1 protein-coding gene (cut by a window edge) is annotated in these 26,148 nt (G+C 69.5%); it reads right to left on the bottom strand.

Translation table 11 applies throughout. The features are described 5' to 3' along the window. Positions 1-6 precede the first annotated feature (6 nt). Positions 7-26,148: the 3' portion of a non-ribosomal peptide synthase/polyketide synthase gene (locus XpruCFBP8353_RS15560; protein ID WP_162301080.1), read on the bottom strand. The gene runs 12,192 nt beyond the window's last position; the window shows 26,142 of its 38,334 coding nt (coding positions 12,193-38,334); its start codon lies off the right edge, out of view; the stop codon is at positions 7-9.

Raw genomic sequence — 26,148 nt, 5'->3', positions numbered from 1 at the left:
AGTCGATCAGGCTCCAGTTTTGGCGCGGGCGAGCAGCGTCTCGGCATCTGCCTGCGCACGCCGTTCCAGGCGGCTGGCCAGCACGTGTTGCGCGAGTTCATGCAGCTGTGGGTTGGCGAAGAAGCGATCCAGCGGCATCTCGGCATGCAAGCGGGTGCGCACGCGCGAGGCGAGTTGCATGGCGAGCAGCGAATGCCCGCCGAGGTCGAAGAAGTTGTCGTGACGTCCGATGCGCTCGATGCCGAGCAAGTCGCTCCACAGGGCGGCCAGGCGCTCCTCCACCGGGCCCTGCGGGGGCGCGTAGGGGCGCACGCCGAAGGCGTGCGCGTCCGGCGCCGGCAAGGCGTTGCGATCGAGCTTGCCGTTGGGCGTCAGCGGCAGCGCATCCATCGCCACGTACGCCACCGGGCGCATCGCCTCGGGAAGCTGCGCAACCGCATGCGCACGCAGCGCCTCGATCTGCGCCTGGCCGGTCACGTAGGCGATCAGGCGGATGCCGCCTTCTGGCGCCGGATGGGCGAGCACCGCCGCCTCGCGCACGTTCGGTGCGTTGCGCAGCACCGCTTCGATTTCGCCCGGTTCGATGCGCACGCCGCGCACCTTGACCTGCTGGTCGTTGCGGCCGACGAAGTCCAGTGTGCGCGTGGAGGTCCAGCGGACCAGATCGCCGGTCCGGTACATCCGCTGCCCTGCCTGCGCCACGAACGGGTCGGGCACGAAGCGCTCGGCGGTCAATCCTGGGCGGCCCAGGTAGCCGCGGGCCAGGCTGGCGCCGGCCACATGCAGTTCGCCGACCGCACCGAGCGGAACCGGCTGGCCCCAGCGATCCAGCACATAGGCGCGCACGCCGGTGATGGGGCTGCCGATGTCGGGCAGGGTGTCGCCGGTTTCGACTCGCCCCGAGGTCGCGACCACCGCGCTTTCGGTCGGGCCATAGTTGTTGATCAGGTCGAACGGCAACGGCTGACGTAGCGGGCCGAGCCGATCGCCGCCGGTCAACAGGGTGCGCAGGCCAGCGGGCCACTGCGCCTGTTGCAGCGCCAGTTCGGCCAGCGGCGTCGGCAGGAAGCCGATCTGGAGCGCCTGCGCCTGCCACCAGGCGAGCAGGGCCGATGGGTCCGCCGACGCGTCGGCCGGTGCCAGGTGCACGCTGGCGCCATGGCAGAGCGCCGGCCACAGTTCCCAGGCGGCGGCATCGAAGGACAGGCCGGCCACGGCGCTGCAGTGCACGCCCGCTTGCAGGCCGAAGCGTTCGCCATGCCAGCGGACCAGATTGTCCAGCTGCCGGTGTTCGACCATCACGCCTTTGGGACGGCCGCTGGAGCCGGAGGTATAGATCACGTAGGCCAGTGCGGCGTCCGCGACGGTGCTGGCAACGGTCGTCGCCGGCTCGGCTGCGTCGGTCGGCTGCGAGGGGTCGATCGTGAGCACCCGTGCGCTGCGCAGCGCACGGCAGCTCGGCAGCTGCTCTTCCAGCGCGGCGCAGGTCACCACGGCCCGCGGCCGGCAGTCGTCGAGCATGCAGGCCAGGCGCTCGGGCGGATAGGCTGGATCCAGGGGCACGTAGGCGGCGCCGGCCTTCAGCGTGGCCAGCCAGGCGACCACCATCGCGCTGCTGCGGGTCAGGTAGATCGCCACCCGCGTATCCGGCCCGACGCCCAGGGTCTGCAGTTGTCGGGCCAGTCGCGCTGCCTGGGCGTCCAGCTGCGCGTATGTCAACGATTGCTGGCCTTGCACCAGCGCCAGCGCCTGCGGCGTGCGCTGCGCCTGGGCTTGTACCGCCACATGCACGCAGCGCGCCGCAGTGCTGGCCGGCGCGGCGCCGGCCCCATGCAGCACGGCGTCGCGTTGGGACGCCGGCAGGATCGGCAGCGTATGCAACGGGGCCTGCGGATGCTGCTCCAGCGCCTGGATCAGCTGCGCCAGGGTGTGCTGCATCAGGTCGCACAGGCGTTCGGCAGGCACGCTCTGGTCCAGGCTCACGTCCAGCGTGAACCGCTCGCCGCCATCGTTGATCGAGAGGGTCAGCGGATAGTTGTTGACGTCGCGTTTGCCCAGCGCCTGCACGCCCTCCCAGAACGCCGGCGCGTGTGGCCCTGCGTCGGCCGCGTGCCGAACGGCATCGCTGCCGCTGCTGTAGCGGTAGTTCATCAGCGCGCAGAACAGGGGATGCGTCGCGTCCAGCCCGCTGCAGCGCTGGGCCAGGGCCAGTGGCGCATGCTCGTGTGCGACCAGGGCGGCCAGGCGCGCATGGGTCTGCGCCAGCGCCTGTTCGACCGGCGTGGCGTCGCGGCGCAGCCGCAGCGGCAAGGTATTGAGGAACATGCCCATGGCGCGGTCGGCCCCTGCGCCACCGCGCATACGGCCGAACAGAACGGTGCCGAACACCACGTCGTCCTGGCCGCTGGCGATGGCCAGCACCAGCGCGTAGGCGAGGTGGAAGACTGCCGCAGGGCTGATGCCGAGCCGCCGCGCATGCCGACGGATCGCCGTTGCCAGTGCGGTCGGGAGCGCTTGTTGCGCAGTGCGCAGCCGCGCGCCATCGCCGTGGATGTCGGTCAGGCCGAAGGGCGCGGTGGTCCTTTCCACATCGCCGAGCGTCTGCGCGAAGAAGCGTGCGTGTTCGGCCTCCGCGACGCCGTTGCCTATCTCGAAGACGAAGTTGCGGAACGGCACGGGGGCTGGCAGGACATGCGTGCGGGCGCTCAGATACGCGTCGATTTCCTGCATCGCGATCTGCAGCGTGGTGTGATCCATGACCAGATGGTGATGGGCGAGATTCAACAGCCAGCATGCCTGCACGGGATCGTAGGCGAGATGCGCCTGCAGCAGCGGCGCCCGCTGCAGGTCGATCCGGTAGTGCCTGGACGACAGGATGGCCTGCAGTGCCGCCGCCACGTCGCTCGCGCCGTCCAGCGCATGCGTGTGGACCTGCACCGGCGCATTCCGCCAGACCACCTGGACCGGCTGCGGCAGGCCGTTCCAGGCAAAGCCGGTGCGCAGGATGTCGTGGCGCGCGATCACCCAATTCAGTGCGGCCAGGAAGCGGTCCAGACGATCGCGCGTGTCGAACGCCATCAGGCTGGTTTGCAGATACGCGTCCGCACCGGCGTTGGCCAGGTGATGGAACAGCATGCCGGCCTGCAGCGGCGCCAGCGGATAGATGTCCTGGACGTTGGCGGCGCCGCCGTCCACCGCAACGGTGATGGCGTCGATGTCGGCTTGGGTCAGTTCCAGCAACGGCAGCAGTTCGGGAGAGAGCCGGGTGCAGTCGGCGGCGATCCGGTTGGGCGGGACGTCCACGTGTCCGGTTTGCAGCCGGGCGGCCATGTCCAGCAGCCGCGGGTGGGTGAACAGGGTGCGCACGTCCAGCGTCAGGTTGTGCTGACGCAAGCGCTCGATCAAGGTGATGACGAGCAGCGAATGCCCGCCGAGGGCGAAGAAGCCGTCGTGGCGACCGACCCGCTCGACGCCGAGCAGGTCGCTCCACAGGGCGGCGAGCAGGGTTTCGCGCTCGCCGTCGGGGGCGAGGTAGGGCTGCGTCGCCAGCGCGTCGGCGTCCGGTGCGGGCAGGGCGCGGCGGTCGAGCTTGCCGTTGGCGCTCAGCGGCAGCGCGTCCAGCGGCACGTAGGCGCTGGGCAGCATGGCGTCGGGCAGGCGCGCTGCCAGTTGCGTGCGCAGCGTCTCGGCGGCGAGCACCTCGGCCTCGCCGACCACGTAGGCGACCAGGCGCGGTTCGTCGGGGTCGTCCTGGCGCAGCATCAGGGCCGCATCCCGCACGCCGGCGCAAGCACGTAGTGCGGCTGCGATCTCGCCGAGTTCGATGCGTACCCCGCGCAGCTTGACCTGGTCGTCGTTGCGGCCGAGATAGTCCAACGCGCCATCGGCGCGCCAGCGCGTCAGATCGCCGCTGCGGTACATGCGCTGGCCGGGTTGCTCGGCGAACGGATCGGGGACGAAGCGTTCGGCGGTCAGATCCGGGCGGCCCAGATAGCCGCGCGCCAGCTGCACGCCGGCGATCTGCAGTTCGCCGGCCACGCCGATCGGGGCCAACTGGCCATGCGCATCGAGCACGTGCAGGCGGGTGTTGGCGATCGGTCGGCCGATCGGCACGCCGCTGGCATCGGCATCGGTGCATTCCCAGGCGCTGACATCCACCGCTGCTTCGGTCGGGCCGTAGAGGTTGTACAGGCGTGCCTGCGGCAGGCGGGCGCGTGCTGCTTGCGCCAGGTCCGCCGCTAGCGCTTCGCCGCTGCAGACGATGCGCCGTAGGCTGGCGCATGCGCCTTGCGGCAAGACATTCAGCAACACCCGTAGCATCGAGGGCACGAAGTGCACGGTATCGATGCCGGCCTGCTCGATCAGGTCGATCAGATAAGCCGGATCCTTGTGCCCACCCGGTTCCGCCAGCACCAGACGCGCGCCCACGCGCAGCGGCCAGAATAGCTCCCACACCGACACGTCGAAGCCGACCGGGGTTTTCTGCAACACGCGCTGTGCGGGTTGCAGCTGCAGGCGCTGCTGCATCCACTGCAGGCGGTTGTCGATGCCGGCATGGGTGTTGACCACGCCCTTGGGCGTGCCGGTGGAGCCGGAGGTGTAGAGGACGTAGGCCGGATGCTGCGGGAGCAACGCCGTCACGATCGGAGCGTGCGTGGGGGCCGAGATCCACGCAGCGGGTTCGGCATCCAACAGCACGGTGTGCAGGTCGTCGCGTTGCGCCAGCAAGGCGGCCGTGAGGCGATGGGCGAGCAATGCACAGGGCTTGGCATCGGCGAGCATGCCGTCCAGGCGCGCGGGCGGTGCGTCGACGTCCAGCGGCAGGTAGGCGGCGCCGGCCTTGAGGATCGCCAGCAGGGCGATGACCAGGTCGATGCTGCGTGGCAGGCACACGGCGACACTGCTTTCCGGGACAACGCCCAACCCGATCAGGTGATGGGCAAGTCGATTGGCGCGGGCATCGAGGTCGGCATAGCTGAGCGTGCCGTGGTCGTCGGTCACGGCGATGGCGTCGGGCGTGCGCTGCGCCTGTGCTTCGATGGCGCGGTGCAGGTAGCCGGTGCCGTCGAGATCGGTGGCGGTGGCGTTGAAGCCTCGCAACTGCGCGTGTTCGTCGTCCGCCAGCAGCGGCAGGTGCGCAACGCATGCGCGGTCGTCGGCGACCATGCCCTGCAACAGCGTCAGGAACTGGGCCAGGTGGCGCTCCATGGTGCTGCGCTCGAACAGCGCGGTGGCGTAGCTCAGGCCGCCGACGATGCGGTCGTCGTGCACTTGCAGGGTGAGGTGCAGATCGAACTTGATCGAGGCCTCGGGAACGACGATCGGCTGCACCGTCATACCCGGCAACGCCGGGGTGGGCGTCGGCGCGTTCTGCCAGGCGAACATGGCCTGGAACACCGGGTGATGGGCCAGGTCGCGCGCCGGGTTGAGCGCTTCGATGACCTGTTCGAACGGCAGGTCCTGATGCGCCTGTGCGGCCAGCGCGGTGGCGCGCACCTGGCCCAACAGGTCGGCGAACGAGGGAGTGCCGCGCAGGTCGATGCACAGCGCCTGGGTGTTGACGAACAGGCCGATCAACGGCTCCAGTTCGCTGCGCGTGCGGTTGGCGACCGGCGTGCCGATGACGACCTGGTCCTGGCCGCTCAGGCGCCCCAGCAGCACGCCCCAGGCAGCCAACAGGGTCATGAACAGCGTGCTGCCGTGTCGCTGGCCCAGGTCTGTCAGCGCAGCGGTGAGGGCTGGATCCAACGCGATCTGCAGACTGTCCCCGCGGTAGTCCTGCGGCGCGGCGCGCGGGCGATCGGTCGGCAGTTCCAGCACGGGCGGCGCAGCGTGCAGGTGGTCGACCCAGAACCGGCGCTGGTCCTGCAGCGCCTCCTCGCCGAGGCAACTGCGTTGCCACACCGCGACATCGGCGTACTGGATCGGCAGCGGCGGCAGCGGATCGGGCCGGCCTTGCACGAAGGCGGCATAGAGCATGCCCAGTTCGTGCACCAGCACGCCCATCGACCAGCCGTCGGCCACCAGGTGATGCATGGTGAGCAGCAGGACGTGATCGGCATCGGCCAGACGCAGCAGGCGCCCGCGCACGAGCGCGCGATCCGCGTCATCGAACGGGGTCGTGCTCTCGTGTTCGGCGTGGCGCTGGATGGCCTCGTCCTGTGTTGGATGTCGCGATAGATCGATGTCGGTCAGTGCGAAGCCGATGTCGGCCGTCGCGATCTGCTGCACCGCGCTGCCGTCGATCACGCCGATGCGCGTGCGCAGTGGCTCATGCCGGGCGACCAGTCGATCGAGTGCGCGCCGCAAGGCCGGGCCGTGCAGCGGCCCCTGCAGGCGGATACGCAGTGGCATCAAATAGGCCAGGTGAACCTGCGGGTCGAGCTGTGCGACGAACCACAACCGTTGTTGGGCAAAAGACAGTGGGAGCGGACGGTCGCGCGGAACCGGAACGATCGGTGGCAGGGTCTGGGCCGTGGCACCGGCGAGTACGCTGGCAAGAGCGGAAATCCGTGGGTGGGCGAAGACGTCGGTCAAGGCCAGTTCCAGTCCCAGGCGCTCGCGCAGCCGCGAGACCAGGCGGACCGCCAGCAGCGAGTGGCCGCCGAGGGCGAAGAAGTCGTCGTGGCGGCCGACCTGGTCGACGTCGAGCAGCTCGCGCCATAGTGCGGCGAGCAGGGTTTCCAGTTCGCCTTCGGGCGCGGCGTAGGCGTTCGCGACCAGCGCTTCTGTGTCCGGCGCGGGCAAGGCGACACGATCCAGCTTGCCGTTGGGCGTGAGCGGCAACATGTCCAACTGGACGAAGGCCGCGGGAATCATGTGCTCCGGCAGGCGCGTGGCGAGCTGGGCGCGCAACGCTGCCGGGTCTGCGGCCGCGCTGTCGCCGATCAGATAGGCGATCAGCCGTTTGTCTTCGGCGCAATCGGCGACGACCACCGCGTGGCGCGCACCGCAGGCACGCAAGGCGGCCTCGATCTCGCCGGGCTCGATGCGGAAGCCGCGCAGCTTGACCTGCGCATCGTTGCGGCCGATGAACGCCAGGCTGCCGTCGGCCCGCCAACGTGCCAGGTCGCCGCTGCGGTACATCCGTTGGCCGGGTTCCGCGGCGAACGGATCCGGGACGAAGCGCTCGGCGGTCAGGTCCGGCCGGTGCAGATAGCCCAGGGCCAGCTGCGCGCCGGCGAGATGCAGTTCGCCGGCCACGCCGATCGGCACCGGCAGGCCTTGCCGATCGAGCACGTAGAGCCGGGTATTGGCCAGCGGTCGGCCAATCGGCAGGCGCTGCCGTGGATCGGGGACGCGGTCCACGGTCAAGGCGGTGACGAACTGGGTACTCTCGGTGGGGCCGTAGGTCTGCAGCACGCGCACCGGGCCGCCGGCATCGAGGACCTGTGCCAGCGCGTGCGGATCTGCGACATCGCCACCGGTCAACAGCAGGCGCAGGGCGCTCAATGGCGAGGCCATCGACGGTGCATAGGCACGCAGCACACCGGCGACCAGGATCAGCACCGACAGGCGTTGCTGTTCCAGCAAGGCGCCCAATGCGGCCGGATCGCGCATCACCGCCGCCGGCACGACGACGACGGTGGCGCCGTTGAGCAGACTGCCCCAGACCTCCAGTGTGGCCGAGTCGAAGGCGGGATTGGAGGCGAAGGCGACCCGGTCCTGGGAGTGCAACCGCGCCGGCCCGTCCTGCAGCACAAGGTTGAGGATGGCGCCATGCGACACCGCCACGCCCTTGGGCGTGCCGGTGGAGCCGGAGGTGTACATGACGTAGGCCGTGGCCGCGGGCGGCACGGCGATGGCCGGTGGCGCGGCCGTGTTCGCCTCGTCGAGAGCGGTCAAGCTCAGGCAGGCCACGCCTGCCGGAGCGAGCGTGCCATCGCGTTCCTGGATCAGGACCTGGGCCTGTGCATCGGCGATCAGCGCGAGCAGGCGCGCGCGCGGATGCGTGCTGTCCAGCGGCACATAGGCCGCCGCGCACTTGAGCACGGCCAATTGCGCCACGATCAACTCGATCGAGCGCGGCAGCGCGATGGCCACCTGCGCGCCTGCGCGCAGGCCCAGCGCGAGCAAGCGCTGCGCCAGCCGGTTAGCGCGGGCGTCGAGCGCGGCATAACTGACGCACTGCTGGTCGGCGACCACGGCGATGGCCTCGGGCGTGCGCTGCGCTTGCGCCTCGAACAGCCGGTGCACGGGCTGCGCCGGCATGGCGGCGGTCGCGCCCGTGCCGAACACGGCCAGCAGGTGCTGGCGCTGCGGCGCATCCAGCAACGGCAACCGGGCCACCGGCACGCGCTCGTGCGAGGGCATGGCCCGCAGCAGATGGACGAAGCTGGCGAGGAAGCGCTGCACGGTGCTGCGCTCGAACAGCGCGGTGGCATAGCCGAGGCTGCCGACGATGGCCCCGTCGCGCTCGTGCAGCGCCAGTTCCAGATCGAACTTGCTGATGGGAGAGGGACCTTGCACGCTGTGCAGGTGCAGATCGGGCAGTTCCAGCGCGACGCTGGGGGTGTTCTGCCAGGCGAACATGACCTGGAACAACGGGTGGTGAGCCAGGTTGCGCGCCGGGTTGAGCGCTTCGATCACCTGCTCGAAGGGGATGTCCTGGTACGCCTGTGCGGCCAGCGCGGTGGCGCGCACCTGGCCCAACAGGTCGGCGAACGAGGGATTGCCGCGCAGGTCGATGCGCAGCGCCTGGGTGTTGACGAACAGGCCGATCAACGGCTCCAGTTCGCTGCGGGTGCGGTTGGCGACCGGGGTGCCGATGACCACCTGCTCCTGGCCGGCCAGACGCGCCAGCAGCACGCCCCAGGCGGCCAGCAAGGTCATGAACACGGTCGTGCCGTGGCGCTGGCTCAGCGCTGTCAGCGCAGCGCTGAGCTGGGCGTCGAGTGCGAATGGGAGCGTGTCGCCGCCTGCGTCCTGTCGCGCCGGGCGCGGGCGGTCGGTGGGCAATTCCAGCAGCGCCGGCGCGTCCTGCAGGTGGTCGCGCCAGAAGTCGAGCTGGCGTTGCAGCAGCGGCCCCTCGAGCCAGCGGCGTTGCCACAGGCTGTAGTCGGCGTACTGGACCGGCAGTGGCGGCAGCGGATCGGGCCGGTCTTGTGCGAAGGCGGCGTAGAGCGTGCCCAGTTCGCGCACCAGCACGCCCATCGACCAGCCGTCGGCCACCAGGTGGTGCAAGGTGACGAGCAGGACATGATCGTTCTCGCCCAGGCGCAGCAGGCAGCCGCGGGCCAGGGTGTCGTGGGCCAGGTCGAAGGGCGTGTGCGTTTCCCGTTCGGCCAGACGCAGCAGCTCGATCTCGGGCTCTGGATGGCCGCTGAGATCGTGTTCGCGCAAGCGCAGGCCGATCGTGTCGGGGGCGATGATCTGGACCGGGTCGTCCTGGTGCAGGGCGATGCGGGTGCGCAGGCTCTCGTGGCGCGCGACGATACGGTCCAGCGCCAGGCGCAGGGCGTGGCGGTCCAGCCGGCCGCGCAGACGCAGGCCATTGGGCATGAGGTAGGCCAGGTCGGCCTGGGCATCGAGCTGAGCCAGGAACCACAGGCGTTGCTGGGCGAAGGACAGCGGCAGCGGTGCGCTACGGTCGGCCGGCACGATGGCCGGCAGGGTGCTGGCGGCGGCGCCGTGCAGCGATCGCGCCAGATCGGCCAGGCACGGCTGCGCGAACAGTGTCGCCAACGGCAGTTCCAGTCCAAGCGCGCTGCGCAGCCGCGAGATCAGCCGCACCGCCAGCAGCGAGTGTCCGCCGAGGGCGAAGAAGTTGTCGTGGCGGCCGACCTGTTCGATGCCGAGCAGCTCGCTCCACAGCGTGGCGAGCAGGGTTTCCAGCGCGCCTTCGGGGGCGGCGTAGGCCGTCGCGACCAGCGCTTCGGCGTCCGGCGCGGGCAAGGCAGCACGATCCAGCTTGCCGTTGGGGGTCAGCGGCAGCGCATCCAGCTGCACATAAGCGGCCGGGATCATGTAGTCGGGCAGACGCGCGGCCAACGCGACACGCAGATGCTCGGCGCGCAACGCGTCGTCGCCGACCAGATAGGCGAGCAGCCGCTTGTCGTCGCCGTGCGCGTGCACCACGACCGCCGCCTCGCGCACGCCGTCGCATCCGCGCAGCACCGATTCGATCTCGCCCGGTTCGATGCGGAAGCCGCGCAGCTTGATCTGCTGGTCGCGGCGGCCCAGGTACTGCAGGCTGCCGTCGGCGCACCAACGCGCCAGATCGCCGCTGCGGTACATGCGTTGACCGGGCTGTTCGGCGAACGGATCGGGCACGAAGCGCTCGGCGGTCAGGTCCGGGCGCCCGAGATACCCGCGGGCCAGCTGCGGGCCGGCGATGCACAGTTCGCCGGCCACGCCCAGCGGCAGCAACTGCCGGTGCGCGTCGAGCACCTGCAGGCGCGTATTGGACAAGGGCCGCCCCAGCGGGACGACGCTGCCAGGCTCGGTGCCGAGTACGGGGTGCGCGCTGGCCCAGATGGTGGCCTCGGTGGGGCCGTACAGATTCCACAGCCGGCCGCCGCCCGCTTGCAGGCGCTGGGCCAGATCCTGCGGCAAGGCTTCGCCGCCGCACAGCAGGCGCATGGTCGGCGCGCTCTGCCAACCGGCATTCAGCAGCATCTGCCAGAACGTCGGGGTCGCTTGCAGCACCGAAATGCGCTGTTCGGCCAGCAGGTGCATCCACTGCGTCGGCTCCTGGATCTGCGCCGCAGCGATGACGACGCAGGCGCCATGGATCAGCGGCGCGAACAGTTCCAGGGCGGCGATGTCGAAGCAGACGGTGGTCACGGCCAGCAGGCGGTCCTGGGGCGACAGCGGCAGTTGGGCATGCAGGGCGGCGAGAAAGTTGACCAGGGCGTGATGGGAGACCACCACCCCCTTGGGTCGGCCAGTGGAGCCGGAGGTGTAGATGACGTAGGCCGGGTGTTGCGGATGCAATGCCGCCACGGCGGGAGCGTGGGTGGGAGCCGCTGCCCACAACGCCGCGTCGGCGTCCGGCAGCACACGCTGCAGCTCCTCGCGTGGTGCCAACTGCATGGCGATCTGGCGGTGCGCGAGCAGGACCTGCGTGCGTGCGGCGGCAAGCATGCCGTCCAGACGCGCGGGCGGCGCGTTGATGTCCAGCGGCAGATAGGCCGCGCCGGCCTTGAGGATCGCAAGCAAAGCGACGATCAGGTCGATGCCGCGTGGCAGGCATACGGCCACCACGCTTTCCGGCACCACGCCCAGCGCCACCAGATGGTGGGCGAGTTGGTTGGCGCGGGCATCGAGTGCGGCATAGCGCACGCACTGCTGGTCGGCGACCACGGCGATGGTCTCGGGCGTGCGCTGCGCCTGCGCTTCGAACAGCTGATGCACTGGTTGCGCGGGCACAGCGGCGGTCGCGCCCATGCCGACTTCAGCCAACAGGTGTTGCCGCTGCGGCGCATCCAGCCAGGACAGTTGCCGGACGCGGGCGTGTTCCGAGCGTGTCAGCGCTTGCAGCACCTGCTCGAAGCAGCGCCACCAGCGTTGGATGGTGGCCGCATCGAACAGGGCCGTGGCATAGCGCAGGCTGCCGACGATGCACGCGCCGTCTTCCTGCAGCGTCAGCTCCAGATCGAACTTGCTGACGGCAGATGCGCGTTGCACGCTGTGCAGGCGCAGATCGGGCAGCTCCAGCGCGACGCTGGGGGTGTTCTGCCAGGCGAACATGGCCTGGAACAGCGGGTGGTGGGCGAGGTTGCGCGCCGGGTTGAGCGCTTCGATCACCTGCTCGAAGGGGATGTCCTGATGCGCCTGTGCGGCCAGCGCGGTGGCGCGCACCTGGCCCAACAGGTCGGCGAACGAGGGATTGCCGCGCAGGTCGATGCGCAGCGCCTGGGTGTTGACGAACAGGCCGATCAACGGCTCCAGTTCGCTGCGGGTGCGGTTGGCGACCGGGGTGCCGATGACCACCTGCTCCTGGCCGGCCAGACGCGCCAGCAGCACGCCCCAGGCGGCCAGCAAGGTCATGAACACGGTCGTGCCGTGACGCTGGCTCAGCGCTGTCAGCGCAGCGCTGAGCTGGGCGTCGAGTGCGAATGGGAGCGTGTCGCCGCCTGCGTCCTGCCGCGCCGGGCGCGGTCGGTCGGTCGGCAGTTCCAGCAGCGCCGGGGCGTCATGCAAGTGCTCGATCCAGAAGTCGCGCTGGCGTTGCAACACCTCGCCGTCGATCCAGCGGCGCTGCCACACGGCGATATCGGCGTACTGCAGTTGCAGCGGCGGCAGCGGATCGGGCTGGCCTTGGGCGAAGGCGGCATAGAGGGTGCTCAGTTCGCGCACCAGCACGGTCATGGACCAGCCATCGCAGACCAGGTGATGCAGGGTGATCAACAGCAGATGGTCGTCATCGGCCAGACGCAGCAAGCGGCCGCGTGCCAAGGTGGCGTGAGCCGGATCGAAGGCCGTCAGCGCTTCTTCTTCGGCGTGGCGTTGAATCCGTGCTTCCGGATCGGGACAGCCACCGAGATCGTGTTCGGACAGCGGGAAGCCGACGCTGTCGGCGTCGATGATCTGCACCGGTTCGTCGTTGTACAGGGCGATACGGGTGCGCAAGGTCTCGTGCCGGGCGACGACGCGGTCCAATGCCTGGCGCAGGGCGTGGCGATCCAGCGGGCCATGCAGACGCAGGCCGTTGGGCATCAGGTAGGACAGGTCGGCCTGGGCGTCGAGCTGGGCCAGGAACCACAGCCGTTGCTGGGCGAAGGACAGCGGCAGTGGATGGGTGCGGTCGGCCGGCACGATCGCAGGCAAGGTGCTGGCGGCGGCGCCGTGCAGCGCTCGCGCCAGATCGGCCAGGCACGGCCGCGCGAACAGTGTCGCCAATGGCAGCTCGATGCCCAGGGTGCTGCGCAGACGCGAGATCAGCCGCACCGCCAGCAGCGAGTGACCGCCGAGGGCGAAGAAGCTGTCGCGGCGGCCGACCTGTTCGGTGCCGAGCAGCTCGCTCCACAGCGTGGCGAGCAGGGTTTCCAGCGCGCCTTCGGGGGCGGCGTAGCGCTGTGCGGCGAGTGCGCTGGCGTCGGGCGCCGGCAGGGCGCTGCGGTCGAGTTTGCCGTTTGCGGTCAGCGGCAAGCTGTCGAGCCAGACATAGGCGGTCGGCAGCATCGCCTCCGGCAGGCGATCGGCCAACTGGTTGCGCAGGCGGTCGGCGCTGTGCGCGTCGCTAGCGCCGATCAGATAGGCGACCAGGCGCGGCTCGCCCGGGTTGTCTTCGCGCAGCAGCACGGCGGCGTCCTCGACGCCGGCACACGCACGCAGCGCGGCGGCGATTTCTCCGAGTTCGATGCGGAAGCCGCGTAGCTTGACCTGATCGTCGTTGCGCCCGAGATAATCGAGTGTGCCGTCGGCGCGCCAGCAGGCCAGGTCGCCGCTGCGGTACATGCGCGCACCTGGCTGATCGGCGAACGGATCGGGCACGAAGCGTTCGGCGGTCAGGTCCGGGCGCCCGAGATACCCGCGGGCCAGCTGCGGGCCGGCGATATGCAGGTGTCCGGCCACGCCGATCGGCGCCGGCTGGCCGTGGGGATCGAGGACGTAGAGACGCAGATGGTCGATCGGCCGGCCGATCGGCACGCGGCCATGCGCGGCGTGGGCGTCCTCGTCAGTGGCTTCATGCACCACGCAGCCGACCACGGTCTCGGTGGGGCCGTATTCGTTGATCAGGCGGGTATGCGGTGCCAGCGTTTGCCAACGCGCCAGCGTGGCCGCGGACAGGGCTTCGCCACCGATCACCATCACCGCGGGGCTGAGCGGTTGCCGATGGTCGGCCAACTGCTGACCGAGCACTTCCAGATGCGCCGGGGTGAGCTTGACCAGGCCGAGCGGGGTGGGATCGCACAGCCGCTGGCGCAGCGCATCGAGGGTGTCGTGTTCGGGCAGCAGTTCGACCTCGGCGCCGCACAGCAGCGGGGCGAGCAGGCTGGTCAGGGTGGCGTCGAAGGACAAGGAGGAGGACACCACCGCGCTGGGGTGCGGCCGATAGGTCTGCACGGCCCACTGCAGGTAGTGCGTGGCACTGGCGTGGGTGAGCAAGGTGCCCTTGGGCTGGCCGCTGGAGCCGGAGGTGTAGATGACGTAGGCCAGGTTGTCCGGGCACAGGCCGGGGACTGTCGGTGCAGCGGCATCGTGCAGTGCCACCTCGGTCTCCGAGGCCGCATCGGCCTGCAGATCCAGGAGCAGTACGCGGCTGTCGGGCATGCAGTGCGCGGCCTGCAAGCGCGCGCCCAGGTCGGTGCGCGTCAGCACCGCACGCGGACGGCTGTCGGCCAGCAGGAACGCGAGCCGCTCGCGCGGTAGCTCCGGATCCAGCGGCAGATAGGCGGCACCGGCCTTGAGCGTGGCGAGGACCGCGACGATCTGGTCGATGCTGCGCGGCAGGTACACGGCGACCCGGCTCTCCAGGCCGACACCCGCGCTGCGGAGCCGAAGCGCCAGCCGGTTGGCGCGTGCCTCCAGTTCGGCATAGCGCAGCGTGCGCGTGCCTTCGCGCAGGGCGATGGCCTCTGGCGTGCGGCGCACCTGGTCTTCGAACAGGTGGTGGATGCACGTGGCCGCTGCGCACGGCGCGGTCTCGGTGACGGTGAAGCGCTGCACCTGCGCGCGTTCGTCGGCAGGCAGCAGCGGCAGCTGCGCGACGGGTGCCTGTGCGTCGGCAGCCATGCCGGCGAGCACCTGGACGAACTGGGCCACCTGGCGCTCGATGGTGCGGCGGTCGAACAGCGCAGTGGCATAGCTCAGGCTGCCGGCGATGCGGCCATCGACCTCTTGCAGGGACAGATCCAGATCGAACTTGATCGTGGGCAAGGCCGCGGCGATGCCCTCGGTGACCAATCCAGGTAGGTCGATGGTACGTTCGGGGGTGTTCTGCCAGGCGAACATGACCTGGAACACCGGCGCGTGGGCCAGGTTGCGCGGTGGGTTGAGCGCTTCGATGACCTGCTCGAATGGCAAGTCCTGGTGGTGCTGTGCGGCCAGGGCGGTGGTGCGAACCTGGTCCAGCAGCTCGGTGACCGAGGGATCGGCGCGCAGGTCGACGCACAGGGCCTGGGTGTTGACGAACAGGCCGATCAGCGGCTCGACCTCGCTGCGATGACGGTTGGCCACCGGGGTGCCGATGACCACTCGCTCCTGGCCGGACAGGCGCGCGAGGAGCACGCCCCAGGCCGTGAGCAGGGTCATGAACAGCGTGGTGCCGTGCCGCTGGCTGAGGGTTTTGAGTGCCGCCGTCAGCGGCGCTTCCAGCGCGAAGGCCAGCGTGTCGCCGCGGGCGTCCTGCAGCGCCGGCCGTGGCCGGTCGGTGGGCAGGTCCAGCAGGTCCGGCGCGCCCTGCAGATGGGCGACCCAGAAGTCGCGCTGGCGTTGCAACACCTCGCCACTGATCCAGCGGCGCTGCCACACGGCGATGTCGGCGTACTGCAGCGCCAGCGGCGGCAGCGGATCGGTCAGGCCATGGGCGAAGGCGGCGTAGAGGGTGCTCAGTTCGCGCACCAGCAGTCCCATCGACCAGCCATCGGAGATCAGGTGGTGCAAGGTGACGAGCAGGACATGGTCGTCGTCGGCCAGTCGCAGTAGCTGGCCGCGCACCAGGGTGTCGTGGGCCCGGTTGAAGGGGGTGCGGGTCTCCTGCTCGGCGCGTTGCTGGGCAAGGGCGAGAGGATCGGCGGCATCGCGCAGATCGTGTTCGGAAAGCGGGAAGCCGACGCTGTCGGCGTCGATGATCTGCACCGGCTCGTCGTGGTGCAGGGCGATGCGGGTGCGCAAGGTCTCATGGCGGGCGACGATGCGGTTCAGGGCTTGGCGCAGGGCGTCGCGATCGAGGTGACCGCGCAGGCGCAGGGCGTTGGGCATCAGGTAGGCCAGATCGGCCTGGGCGTCGAGCTGGGCGAGGAACCACAGACGGTGTTGGGCGAAGGACAGCGGCAGCGGCGCGCTTCGGTCGGCCGGTACGATGGCCGGCAAGGTGCTGGCGGCGGCGTTGTGCAGGGCATCAGCCAGTGCGGCCAGGCGTGGCCGGGCGAACAGCGCGGTCAGGGGCAGTTCCAGGCCGAGGCTGCTGCGGATGCGCGAGATCAGGCGCACCGCGAGCAGGGAGTGCCCGCCGAGGGCGAAGAAGTCGTCGTGGCGACCGACGCGTTCGACGCCGAGCAGTTCGCGCCAGAGCGCGGCGAGCAGGGTTTCCAGCTCCCCGTGGGGCGGCGCATAGGCCTGTGCGGCGAGCGCGTCGGCGTCCGGCGCCGGCAGGGCACGACGATCGAGCTTGCCGTTGGCGGTCAGGGGCAGGGCATCGAGCGTGACGTAAGCGGTGGGCAGCATGTACTCCGGCAGGTGCGCGGCCAGCAGCGTGCGCAGCGTTTCGGCTGCCAGATGCCCGGCTGCGCCGACCACATACGCGACCAGACGCGGCTCGCCCGGCGTGTCCTCGCGCAGCAGCACGGTGGCGTCTTGAACGCCGGGGCAATCGCGCAGGGCGGCGGCAATCTCAGCGGGTTCAATGCGGAAGCCGCGCAGCTTGACCTGATCGTCGTTGCGACCGAGGAAGTCCAGGATGCCGTCGGCACGCCAGAGGGCGAGATCGCCGGTGCGGTACATGCGCTGGCCGGGTTGATCGGCGAACGGATCGGGGACGAAGCGCTCGGCGGTCAGATCGGGCCGACCGAGATACCCCCGCGCCAGTCCGGCACCGGCGATGTGCAATTCGCCAGGCGCCGCGTAGGGAGACAGCTGGGCGTGCGCATCGAGGACGTACAGGCGTGCGCCAGCGAGGGGCTGTCCAAGCGCAATGGTGTCTTCATCGGCGCGCAGCTCGTGCATGACGCAGCCCACCGTGGTCTCGGTCGGGCCGTAATGGTTGAAGATCCGTGTGCTCGGCGCCCGCGCCCGCCACCAGCGCACCGCATCCAACGACGGCGCTTCGCCGCCGAGCACCAGAACCCGCACACAGCCTTCCAGCGATATATCGCTATCGCCCAGCGCCTGCTGCAACAGCGAAAGATGCGAGGGGGTGAGTTTCAGTGGCGCGATGCCACGGCCTTGCTGCAGCGCCTGCAGCCACGCCGATGGACCGCTGTCATGGGCGCACACCTGCACGGTGGCGCCACACAGCAGCGGCGGATAGACGCCGGTGAGGGCCAGGTCGAAGTGCAGCGAGGTGAATACCAACGACGCATCGCCGGGCTGTAGCGCGCAGCGTTCGGTCAGCGCCATGGCGTAGTGGACCAGTCCATGGTGGGTGACCATGGCCGCCTTGGGTCGGCCGGTGGAGCCGGAGGTGTACATCACGTAGGCCAGGTTCTGCGGGCACAGGCCGACCAGATCGGGATTGAGCGTTTGCATCGCATCCTGGTTGAACGCCAGGTCGGCCACAGCGATGGTCGGCAGCGATAGCGTCGTGCGCAGCGAGTGCGGCAGTGTTTTGTCGACGACGATGGCGCGGGCGGTGCAGTCTTCCAGCATGTCGTGCAACCGCGCCCCTGGCAGTGCAGGATCCAGCGGGACATAAGCGCTGCCCGACTTGAGGACGCCGAGCATCGCCACGATCGCGCCGACGCCGCGTTCCAGGCACAGGGCGACGCGGCTGTCCGGCTGTATGCCAAGTGCGATCAGTCGATGCGCCAGGGCATTGGCGCGGGCATTGAGCTCTGCGTAGGTCAGCGTCGCCTGCTCACCAACCACCGCAATCGCTTCCGGGGTACGTGTCGCCTGTTGCTCGAACAAGCTGTGCAGACAACCGTGTGGGACGACGGCAGGGCTGCCGATGGCATGGTGCAACAAGGCGTCGCGCTCATGCTGCGGCAGTAGGGTTAACGCACGCAGCGGCGTAGTCGGCATCTGCGTCAGCGCTTCTGTCAAAACCTGAAGGGCATGCTCCACCTGTTGCGCGATGCGCTCGGCGCCATATCCTTGCTGGACTTTGATCGTCAACACAAACGCCTGGTCGGTGTCGTCTACGGCCAGCCCCAACGGATAGTTGGTCCGCTCCTGCGCGAGCAACATCTGGATGCCGCGCCATGGATCCTGCGTGGTGGTGTCGTCTGCAAAGAGCTTGCTGCTGCCAACATGGCGGTAGTTGAGTAAAGCGGTGAACAGCGGAGCGGGTGCCGCGATGCCGCTGCAGCGTTGTGCCAGCGCGAGCGGCGCATGTTCGTGATGGATCAGCTGGGCCAGCTGCTGCTGGGTGTGGCGCACGGCGTCGACCACGCTGCGGCCGTCGCGCTGCAGGCGGATGGGCAAGGTGTTGAGGAACATGCCCAGCACGCGGTCGGCGCCGGCGCCGGCGTGCATGCGCCCGAACAGGGCGGTTCCGAACACCACGTCGTCCTGGCCGCTGGCCTGGGCCAGCACCAGCGCATAGGCCAGATGGAACAGGCTGGCGGGGCTGACATCGAGCTGGCGCGCCTGCCGGCGCACGCTGGCACACAGCGGGGCGGGCAAGGTTTTTTGCACCTGTTCGATGTCCGCGCCGTTGCCGCGTACCTGGCCCAATCCGAACGGCGTCGTCGGTACCTGGACGTCGGCCAGGCGCTCGGTGAAGAACGCGGTGTGCTCGTCCGGCGAGACGCCCAGGCGGGCCTGGGCCACGAAGTCGCGGAACGGTAGCGGTTTGGGCAGTTGGTGAGTGCGCTGGTCGAGGTGGAGCTGGATTTCCTCGACCAGCAGTTCCAGGGTGGTGTGATCGATGATCAGGTGATGGGTCTGCAGGCCGAGCAGCCAGCGGTCCTGGGCGGTATCCTGGGAGATGTGTCCGCGCAGCAGCGGTGCCTGGGTGACATCGAGCCGGCAGCGGGTGGGATCCATGCGGGCCGTTAGCGCAGCCAGGGCATCGGACTCGCTGGTGGTGTGTTCGTGCAGTGGCAAGGTGGCGTGGCGCCAGACGATCTGCATCGGCTCGCGCAAGCCTTGCCAGGCGAAACCGGTACGCAGGATGTCGTGGCGGGCGATGACCGCATCCAGGGCCGCGACGAAGGCGTCCAGTCGTGGTCGGGTGTCGAAGGCCAGCACGCTGGTGCCGAGGTAGGCATCGCCTTGAGGGCTGGCCAGGTGATGGAACAACAGGCCCTCCTGCAGCGGGGCCAGCGGGTAGAGGTCCTGCACATTGGCCGCGCCGCCTTCGACGGTGGCCACGGCCGTGTCGATCTCGGCCTGGGTCAGCTGGACCAGCGGCAGCAACTCGGGGGTGATGCGGGTGCAGTCGGCGGCGATGCGGTTGGGGGGTACCTCTACCGCCGCGCTGTGGCGCAGCGCGGCGGCCAGGTCGGCCAGGGTGGTGGCGCCGAACAGGGCACGCACCTGCAGCTCCCAGCCCTGCTGGCGCAGGCGTTCGATCAGCTTGATCGCCAGCAGCGAATGCCCGCCCAGGGCGAAGAAGTTGGCGTGGCGGCCGACCCGTTCGACGCCGAGCAGCTCGCTCCACAGCGCGGCCAGCAGGATCTCCAGCTCGCCTTCGGGAGCCGCATAGGCCTGCGCGGCGAGCGCATCGGCATCGGGTGCCGGCAGGGCACGGCGATCGAGTTTGCCGCTGGCGGTCAGCGGCAGTGCATCCAGTTGCACATAGGCGGCCGGCAGCATGACCTCGGGCAGGCGGATGCCAAGCTCGGTACGTATGGTGTCGGCGGCGAGCGCGCCCTCGACGTCGCCGACCAGATAGGCGAGCAGACGTTTGTCGCCGTTGTTGTCGGCACCGGCGACGACCGCCGCCTCGCGCACGCCGTGGCAAGTGCGCAGGGCGGCCTGGATCTCGCCCAGTTCGATGCGCACGCCGCGGATCTTGACCTGCTCGTCGTTGCGGCCGAGAAACTCCAGCGTGCCGTCGGCATGCCAACGGGCCAGGTCGCCGGTGCGGTACAGGCGCTCACCTGGGTGCTCGGCGAACGGGTCGGGGACAAAGCGCTCGGCCGTCAGGTCCGCACGGCCAAGATAGCCGCGCGCCAGGCCATGGCCGGCGATATGCAGTTCGCCGGCCACGCCGATCGGCGCGGGTCGGCCGCGCCGATCGAGCACGTACAGGCGGACATTGGCCATCGGCCGGCCGATCGGCAGGCGCTCACCGTCCTGGACACCGTCCAGATGCAGGCTGGCGCAGACGCTGGCCTCGGTAGGGCCGTAGGCGTTGATCACCCGGGTCTGCGCCTGCCAGCGGCGGGCTAGGTCGGTGTCGGCGGCCTCGCCGGCCAACACCAGGGTCTGCACGCTGGGGCAACGGGCCTGCTCGGGCAGCGAGGCCAGCACCGTCGGGGTCACGGTCAGGTGGGTGATGCGCTGGTCGTTGATGACTTCCAGCAGGGCCTGTCCTGCCAGCGCCTCGGCGGGCGGGACGTGCAGGCAGGCGCCAGCCAGCCAGGCCATCAGCAGTTCGGAGACACAGGCATCGAAGCCGATGCTGGCCAGTTGCAGCACGCGGCTGTCTGGCTGGACGGCGAAGGCGGCGATCTGGGCCAGGGCCAGGTTGACCAGGCCACGATGGCTGACCATGACGCCCTTGGGCTGTCCGGTGGAGCCGGAGGTGTAGATGACGTAGGCCAGATGGTCAGGGTGCAGGCCGTCGATGAGCGGCGCGTGGTCGTGGGCGGGGTCCACTGCCGGCAGCGGTGCATCGAGCAGCATGACGGTCATCCGCTGCAGGGCGCGGCTGGCGGGCAATCGCTGCTGCAGCTGGGCATCGGTCAGCACGACGCGTACGCGCGCATCGTCCAGCATGAAGGCCAGGCGCTCGGTGGGATGATCCGGGTCGAGCGGGACATAGGCGCCGCCGGCCTTGAGCACGGCCAGCAGGGCGACCAGGCGCTCGGCGCCGCGCGGGAGGTACAGCGCCACGCGGGTATCCGGGCGCACACCGGCGGCGATCAGGCGGTGGGCCAGGCGGTTGGCGCGCGCATCGAGCTGGGCGTAGGTGAGCTGCAACTGCGCATCGGACAAGGCCGGTGCGTCGGGGCTGCGCCGGCACTGCGCGTCGAACAGCGGCTGCAGCAAGGGCGTGTCCGGCCATGGCGCGCTGCTGCAGCCGAACTGTTGCAGCAGCTGTGTGCGTTGGTCAGCAGGCAGCAGTTCCAGTGCGTGCAGCGGAGCGTCCGGCGCCTGCTCCAGCGCCTGGACCAGGGCGTGCACGATCTGCAGCATCATCTCTGCGATGCGCTCGACGCCGCTCCGGGCCACGCACTGCACGTCCAAGGAGAACCCGCCCTCCTCGATGTGATCGTTGACCGACACTGCCAGCGGATAGTGGGTGCGCTCCTGGCCGCCGATTTCCTGCACTTCGCGCAAGGGATCGTGCTTCGGAAGAGCGTCAGCAGCCAGCACCTTGCTGCCGCCGGCAAAGCGGTAATTGAGCAGGGCAGACAGCAGCGGCAGCGCCGGGTCCAGGTTGCTGCAGCGCTGTGCCAGCGCGAGCGGGGCATGTTCGTGCTGCAGCAGCCGGGCCAGGCAGACCTGGGTATGGCGTACGGCGTCCAGGACGGTGTCGTGTGCGCTGCCCAGGCGGATCGGCAAGGTGTTGAGAAACATCCCCAGCACACGGTCTACGCCGGCGCTGGCATGCATGCGCCCGGAGAGCATGGTGGCGAACACCGCCTCGTCGCTCCCGCTGCTGCGGGCCAGCAGCACCGCGTAGGCCAGGTGGAACAGGCTGGCGACATTGACGCCCCAGCGGCGTGCCTGGGTGCGCAGCGCCTGGGCCAGCTCTGCGGGCAACGTCCGGTGAATCTGCTGCAGGGTCTCCGGGTCGTGTACCGGTGCAAGCACGCCGAACGGGGCAGTGGGTGCATCGATGTCGGCAAGCATCGCGGTGAAGAAGGCCTGGTGTTCCTGCTCGGACATTCCGTTGCGCGCGTGGGCGATGAAATCGCGGAACGGCAGTGGCACCGGCAGATGCCGCTGCTGCCCGCCCAAGTAGGCGCGCACCTCCTCGATGACCAGTTCCAGGGTGGTGTGGTCCATCACCAGATGATGCTGTTGCAGGCCGAGCAGCCAGCGTCCGGCGTTCGGGTCGTGGGCCAGATGGGCGCGGATCAGCGGAGCTTGCTGCAGGCTGAGCGCGGCGGCCGGTGCGTGCATCCACGCCTGCAACCGAGCGGCAGGGTCGGATCCGTCGAAGGTATGCAGGCGACGCACGAGCGTGGCCTGGCGCCAGACCACCTGCACCGGTGCAGGCAGGCCCTGCCAGGCGACGCCGGTGCGCAGGATGTCGTGGCGGGCGATGACCTGATCGAGCGCGTCGAGGAACGCATCGAGCTGGTCGCGGCACGGGAAGCTGAGCAGGAACGAGTGCAGATAGGGGTCGGCGAGCGGATCGGCCAGGTGGTGGAACAGCAGGCCTTCCTGCAACGGCGCCAGTGGATAGATGTCCTGCACGTTGGCCGCGCCGCCTTCGACGCTGGCCACCACCGTATCGATCTCCGGCTGGGTCAGCGCGACCAGCGGCAGCAACTCGGGGGTGATGCGCGTGCAGTTGGGGCCAATCGGGTTGGGGGGAGCGATCACCTCTGACGCCGCCGCCAACCCTGCCGCCAGGCTCGCCAGAGTCGGTGTGCTGAACAGGCTGCGTACGTCCAACTGCCAGCCAAGCCGGCGTAAGCGTTCGATCAGTTTGATCGCCAGCAGCGAGTGGCCGCCGAGGGCGAAGAAGTCGTCGTTGCGGCCGACCTGTTCGACGCCGAGCAGCTCGCTCCACAGCGTGGCCAGGACATGTTCGAGATCGCCCTGCGGGGCGACATAGGTGTGTAGGTGGAGTGCCTGATCGTCCGGCGCCGGCAGGGCGACGCGATCGAGCTTGCCGTTGGGCGTCAGCGGCAGCGCATCGAGCTGCACGTAGGCGGCCGGCAGCATATGTTCGGGCAGGCGCGCGGCGAGTTGGGTACGCAGTGCGGCCGGGTCCACGGCCGACGTGTCGCCGACGAGATAGGCGACCAGGCGTTTTTCGCCGGTGTCGCTGCGCGCGACGACCACTGCTTCCTGCACGCCAATGCAGGCCCGCAAGGCCGCTTCGATCTCGCCCGGTTCGATGCGAAAGCCACGGATCTTGACCTGATCGTCGTTGCGACCGAGGAACTCCAGCAGTCCGTCATCGCGCCAGCGCGCCAGGTCGCCGGTCTTGTACATGCGCTCGCCGGCTTGTTCGGCGAACGGATCGGGCACGAAGCGTTCGGCGGTCAGGTCGGGGCGATGCAGGTAGCCTTGCGCCAGCTGCGCACCGGCGATGTGCAGTTCGCCGGCGACGCCGACCGGCGTCGGTTGGCCGTGGCGGTCGAGCACGTAGGCACGGCTGCCCGGCAACGGCCGGCCGAGCGGGATCCGCGCCGCGTCCGCGGCCACTGTCGCGACCGGGCGCACCACGCTGAAGGTGGTGGTCTCGGTCGGGCCATAGCAATGCAGCAGCCGTTGCGGTGGCGCGTGGGCCAGGATGGCGGCGACGCTGCCGGCATCGACGCTGTCGCCGCCGGTGAGCAGGCAACGCAGCCTCGGCAGCAGGCCGCGCAAGGCCGGCCAATAGCCGGGCAACAGCCCGGCGGTCAGATGCAGGATGCTGACCTCGGTGGCGGTCAGGTACTGCGCCAGTGAGATCGGGTCGAGCAGCGTCTGCTGGTCGACGACGACGATGGCCGCGCCATGCAGCAGCGTGGCCCACACTTCGAAGGTGCTGGCATCGAACGCGGGATTGGCCAGGAACGCGACGCGGTCCTGCGACTGCAACGGCGCATGCTGCGGGTTGAGCGCAAACGCCAGCACGGCCGCATGCGACACGGCCACGCCTTTGGGGGTGCCGCTGGAGCCGGAGGTGTAGACGACATAGGCGACGCTGTTGGGTGTGGCGTCGACGAGCGGTGCGTCGGCCTCGCCAACGAGCGCGGCCCAGTCCAGCTCCAGACGTGGCATGGACACTGCGTCGAGCGGGTTGTCGGCGCTGCACAGCAGCGCGGCGGCTGCGCAGTCGTGCAGCAGTGCGCGCAGGCGCGCTTGCGGCTGCGTCTGATCCAGGGCGACATAGGCGGCGCCGCACATCAGCACCGCCAGTTCGGCCACGATCAACAGCGCCGAGCGTGGCAGCAGCAGCGCCACGCAGGCGCCCGGCGTGACGCCCGAGGCGAGCAGTCGTTGGGCCAGAATGGCGGCCCGCTCCTGCAGCTCGGCGTAACTCACGACCAGGTCGCCGTCGATCAGTGCCGGTGCCTGCGGGGCGCGCTGGACCTGTGCATGCAGTGCTTGGGTCAGGGTCGCTAGCTGGGGCAGGACGGTCTCGTTGGCATTGAAGACATGTAGCAACTGGTCGCGTTGGTCTGCGGGCAACCAGGGCAACTGGGTCACACGGACGCTGTCTTGCGTGCTCATGGCCCGAAGCAGTTGGAGGAAGCAGGCGAGGAAGCGCTGCACGGTGCTACGTTCGAACAATGCGGTGGCATAGCCGATGGCGCCGAAGACGCCCGTGTGCCGCTCTGCAAGCGTCAGTTCCAGATCGAACTTGCGCACCGCCAGCGTCTGCCGCACCGGGTGCAGCTCCAGTCCAGGCAGGGCGATGCCTGTGTCGGGCGTGTTCTGCCAGGCGAACATCACCTGGAACAGCGGATGGTGGGCCAGGCTGCGCGCCGGGTTGAGCGCTTCGATGACCTGTTCGAAGGGCAGATCCTGGTGCTCTTGCGCGTCCATGGCAGTGGCGCGGACCTGGGCCAGCAATTCGGCGACCGACGGATTGGCGCGCAGGTCGATGCGCAGCGCCAGGGTGTTGGCGAACAGGCCGATCAGCGGTTCGAATTCGCTGCGGTGACGGTTGGCCACTGGGGTGCCGATGACGACCTGGTCCTGGCCGGACAGGCGCGCCAGCAGCACGCCCCAGGCGGCGAGCAGGCTCATGAACACCGTGGTTCCGTGGCGCTGGCTCAGGGTTTTCAGCGCCGCGCTCAGTTCCGCATCCAGAGCAAATTCCAGCGTATCGCCGCAGTGGTCCGGCAGTGCCGGACGGGGGCGATCAGTCGGCAGTTCCAGCAGTGCCGGGGCGTCGTACAAGTGCTCGACCCAGAAGTCGCGCTGGCGTTGCAACACTTCGCCACTGATCCAGCGGCGCTGCCACGCGGTGATATCGGCGTACTGCAGTTGCAGCGGCGGCAGCGGATCGGGCATGCCTTGGGCGAAGGCGGCGTAGAGGGTGCTCAGTTCGCGCACCAGCAACGCCATCGACCAACCATCGGCGATCAGGTGATGCAGGGTGATCAAGAGCACATGGTGGTCGTCGGCCAGATGCAGCAAGCGGCCGCGTGCCAAGGTGTCGTGGGCCGGATCGAAGCCGATCAGCGTTTCTTCTTCGGCGTGGCGTTGGGTCTGTATTTCCGGATCGGGATGAGCGCTGAGATCGTATTCGGACAACCGGAAGCCGACGCTGTCGGCGTCGATGATCTGCACTGGTTCGTCGTTGTGCAGGGCGATACGGGTGCGCAAGGTTTCGTGGCGGGCGACGATGCGGTCCAACGCCTGGCGCAGGGCATGGCGATCCAGCGGGCCGTGCAGACGCAGCCCGTTGGGCATCAAATACCCCAGGTTGGCTTGGGCGTCGAGCTGGGCCAGGAACCACAACCGGTGTTGGGCGAAGGACAGCGGCAGTGGTTGGGCGCGGTCGACCGGCACGATGGCCGGCAGCGTGCTGGTGGCGGCGTGTGCCAGTGCCTGGGCCAGATCGGCCAGGCGCGGTTGGGCGAACAGCGCGGCCAGCGGCAGTTCCAGTCCTAGCGCGTTGCGGATGCGCGAGATCAGTTGCACGCCGAGCAGCGAGTGACCGCCCAGTGCGAAGAAGCTGTCGTGACGGCCGACTTTTTCGACGCCGAGCAGCTCGCTCCACATCGCAGCCAGCAGCCGTTCCAGCTCGCCTTCCGGTACAACGTAGGCCTGCGCGGCGAGCGCGTCGACATCGGGTGCCGGCAGTGCGCGGCGATCGAGCTTGCCGTTGGCGGTGAGCGGCAGCGCATCGATCTGCACATAAGCGGCCGGCAACATGTAGTCGGGCAGGCGTGCGCCGAGCTGGGTACGCAACGCGTCGGCATGGAGGACGACCTCGTCGTCGCCGACCAGATAGGCGACCAGGCGCTTGTCGCCGGTGTTGTCTGCGCGGACGACGACCGCGGCCTGGCGCACGCCGTCGCAGCCGCGCAGGGC

The organism is Xanthomonas prunicola (assembly GCF_002846205.1).
Classification (GTDB): Bacteria; Pseudomonadota; Gammaproteobacteria; order Xanthomonadales; family Xanthomonadaceae; genus Xanthomonas; species Xanthomonas prunicola.
This window is presented reverse-complemented; position numbering and strand designations above follow the sequence as displayed.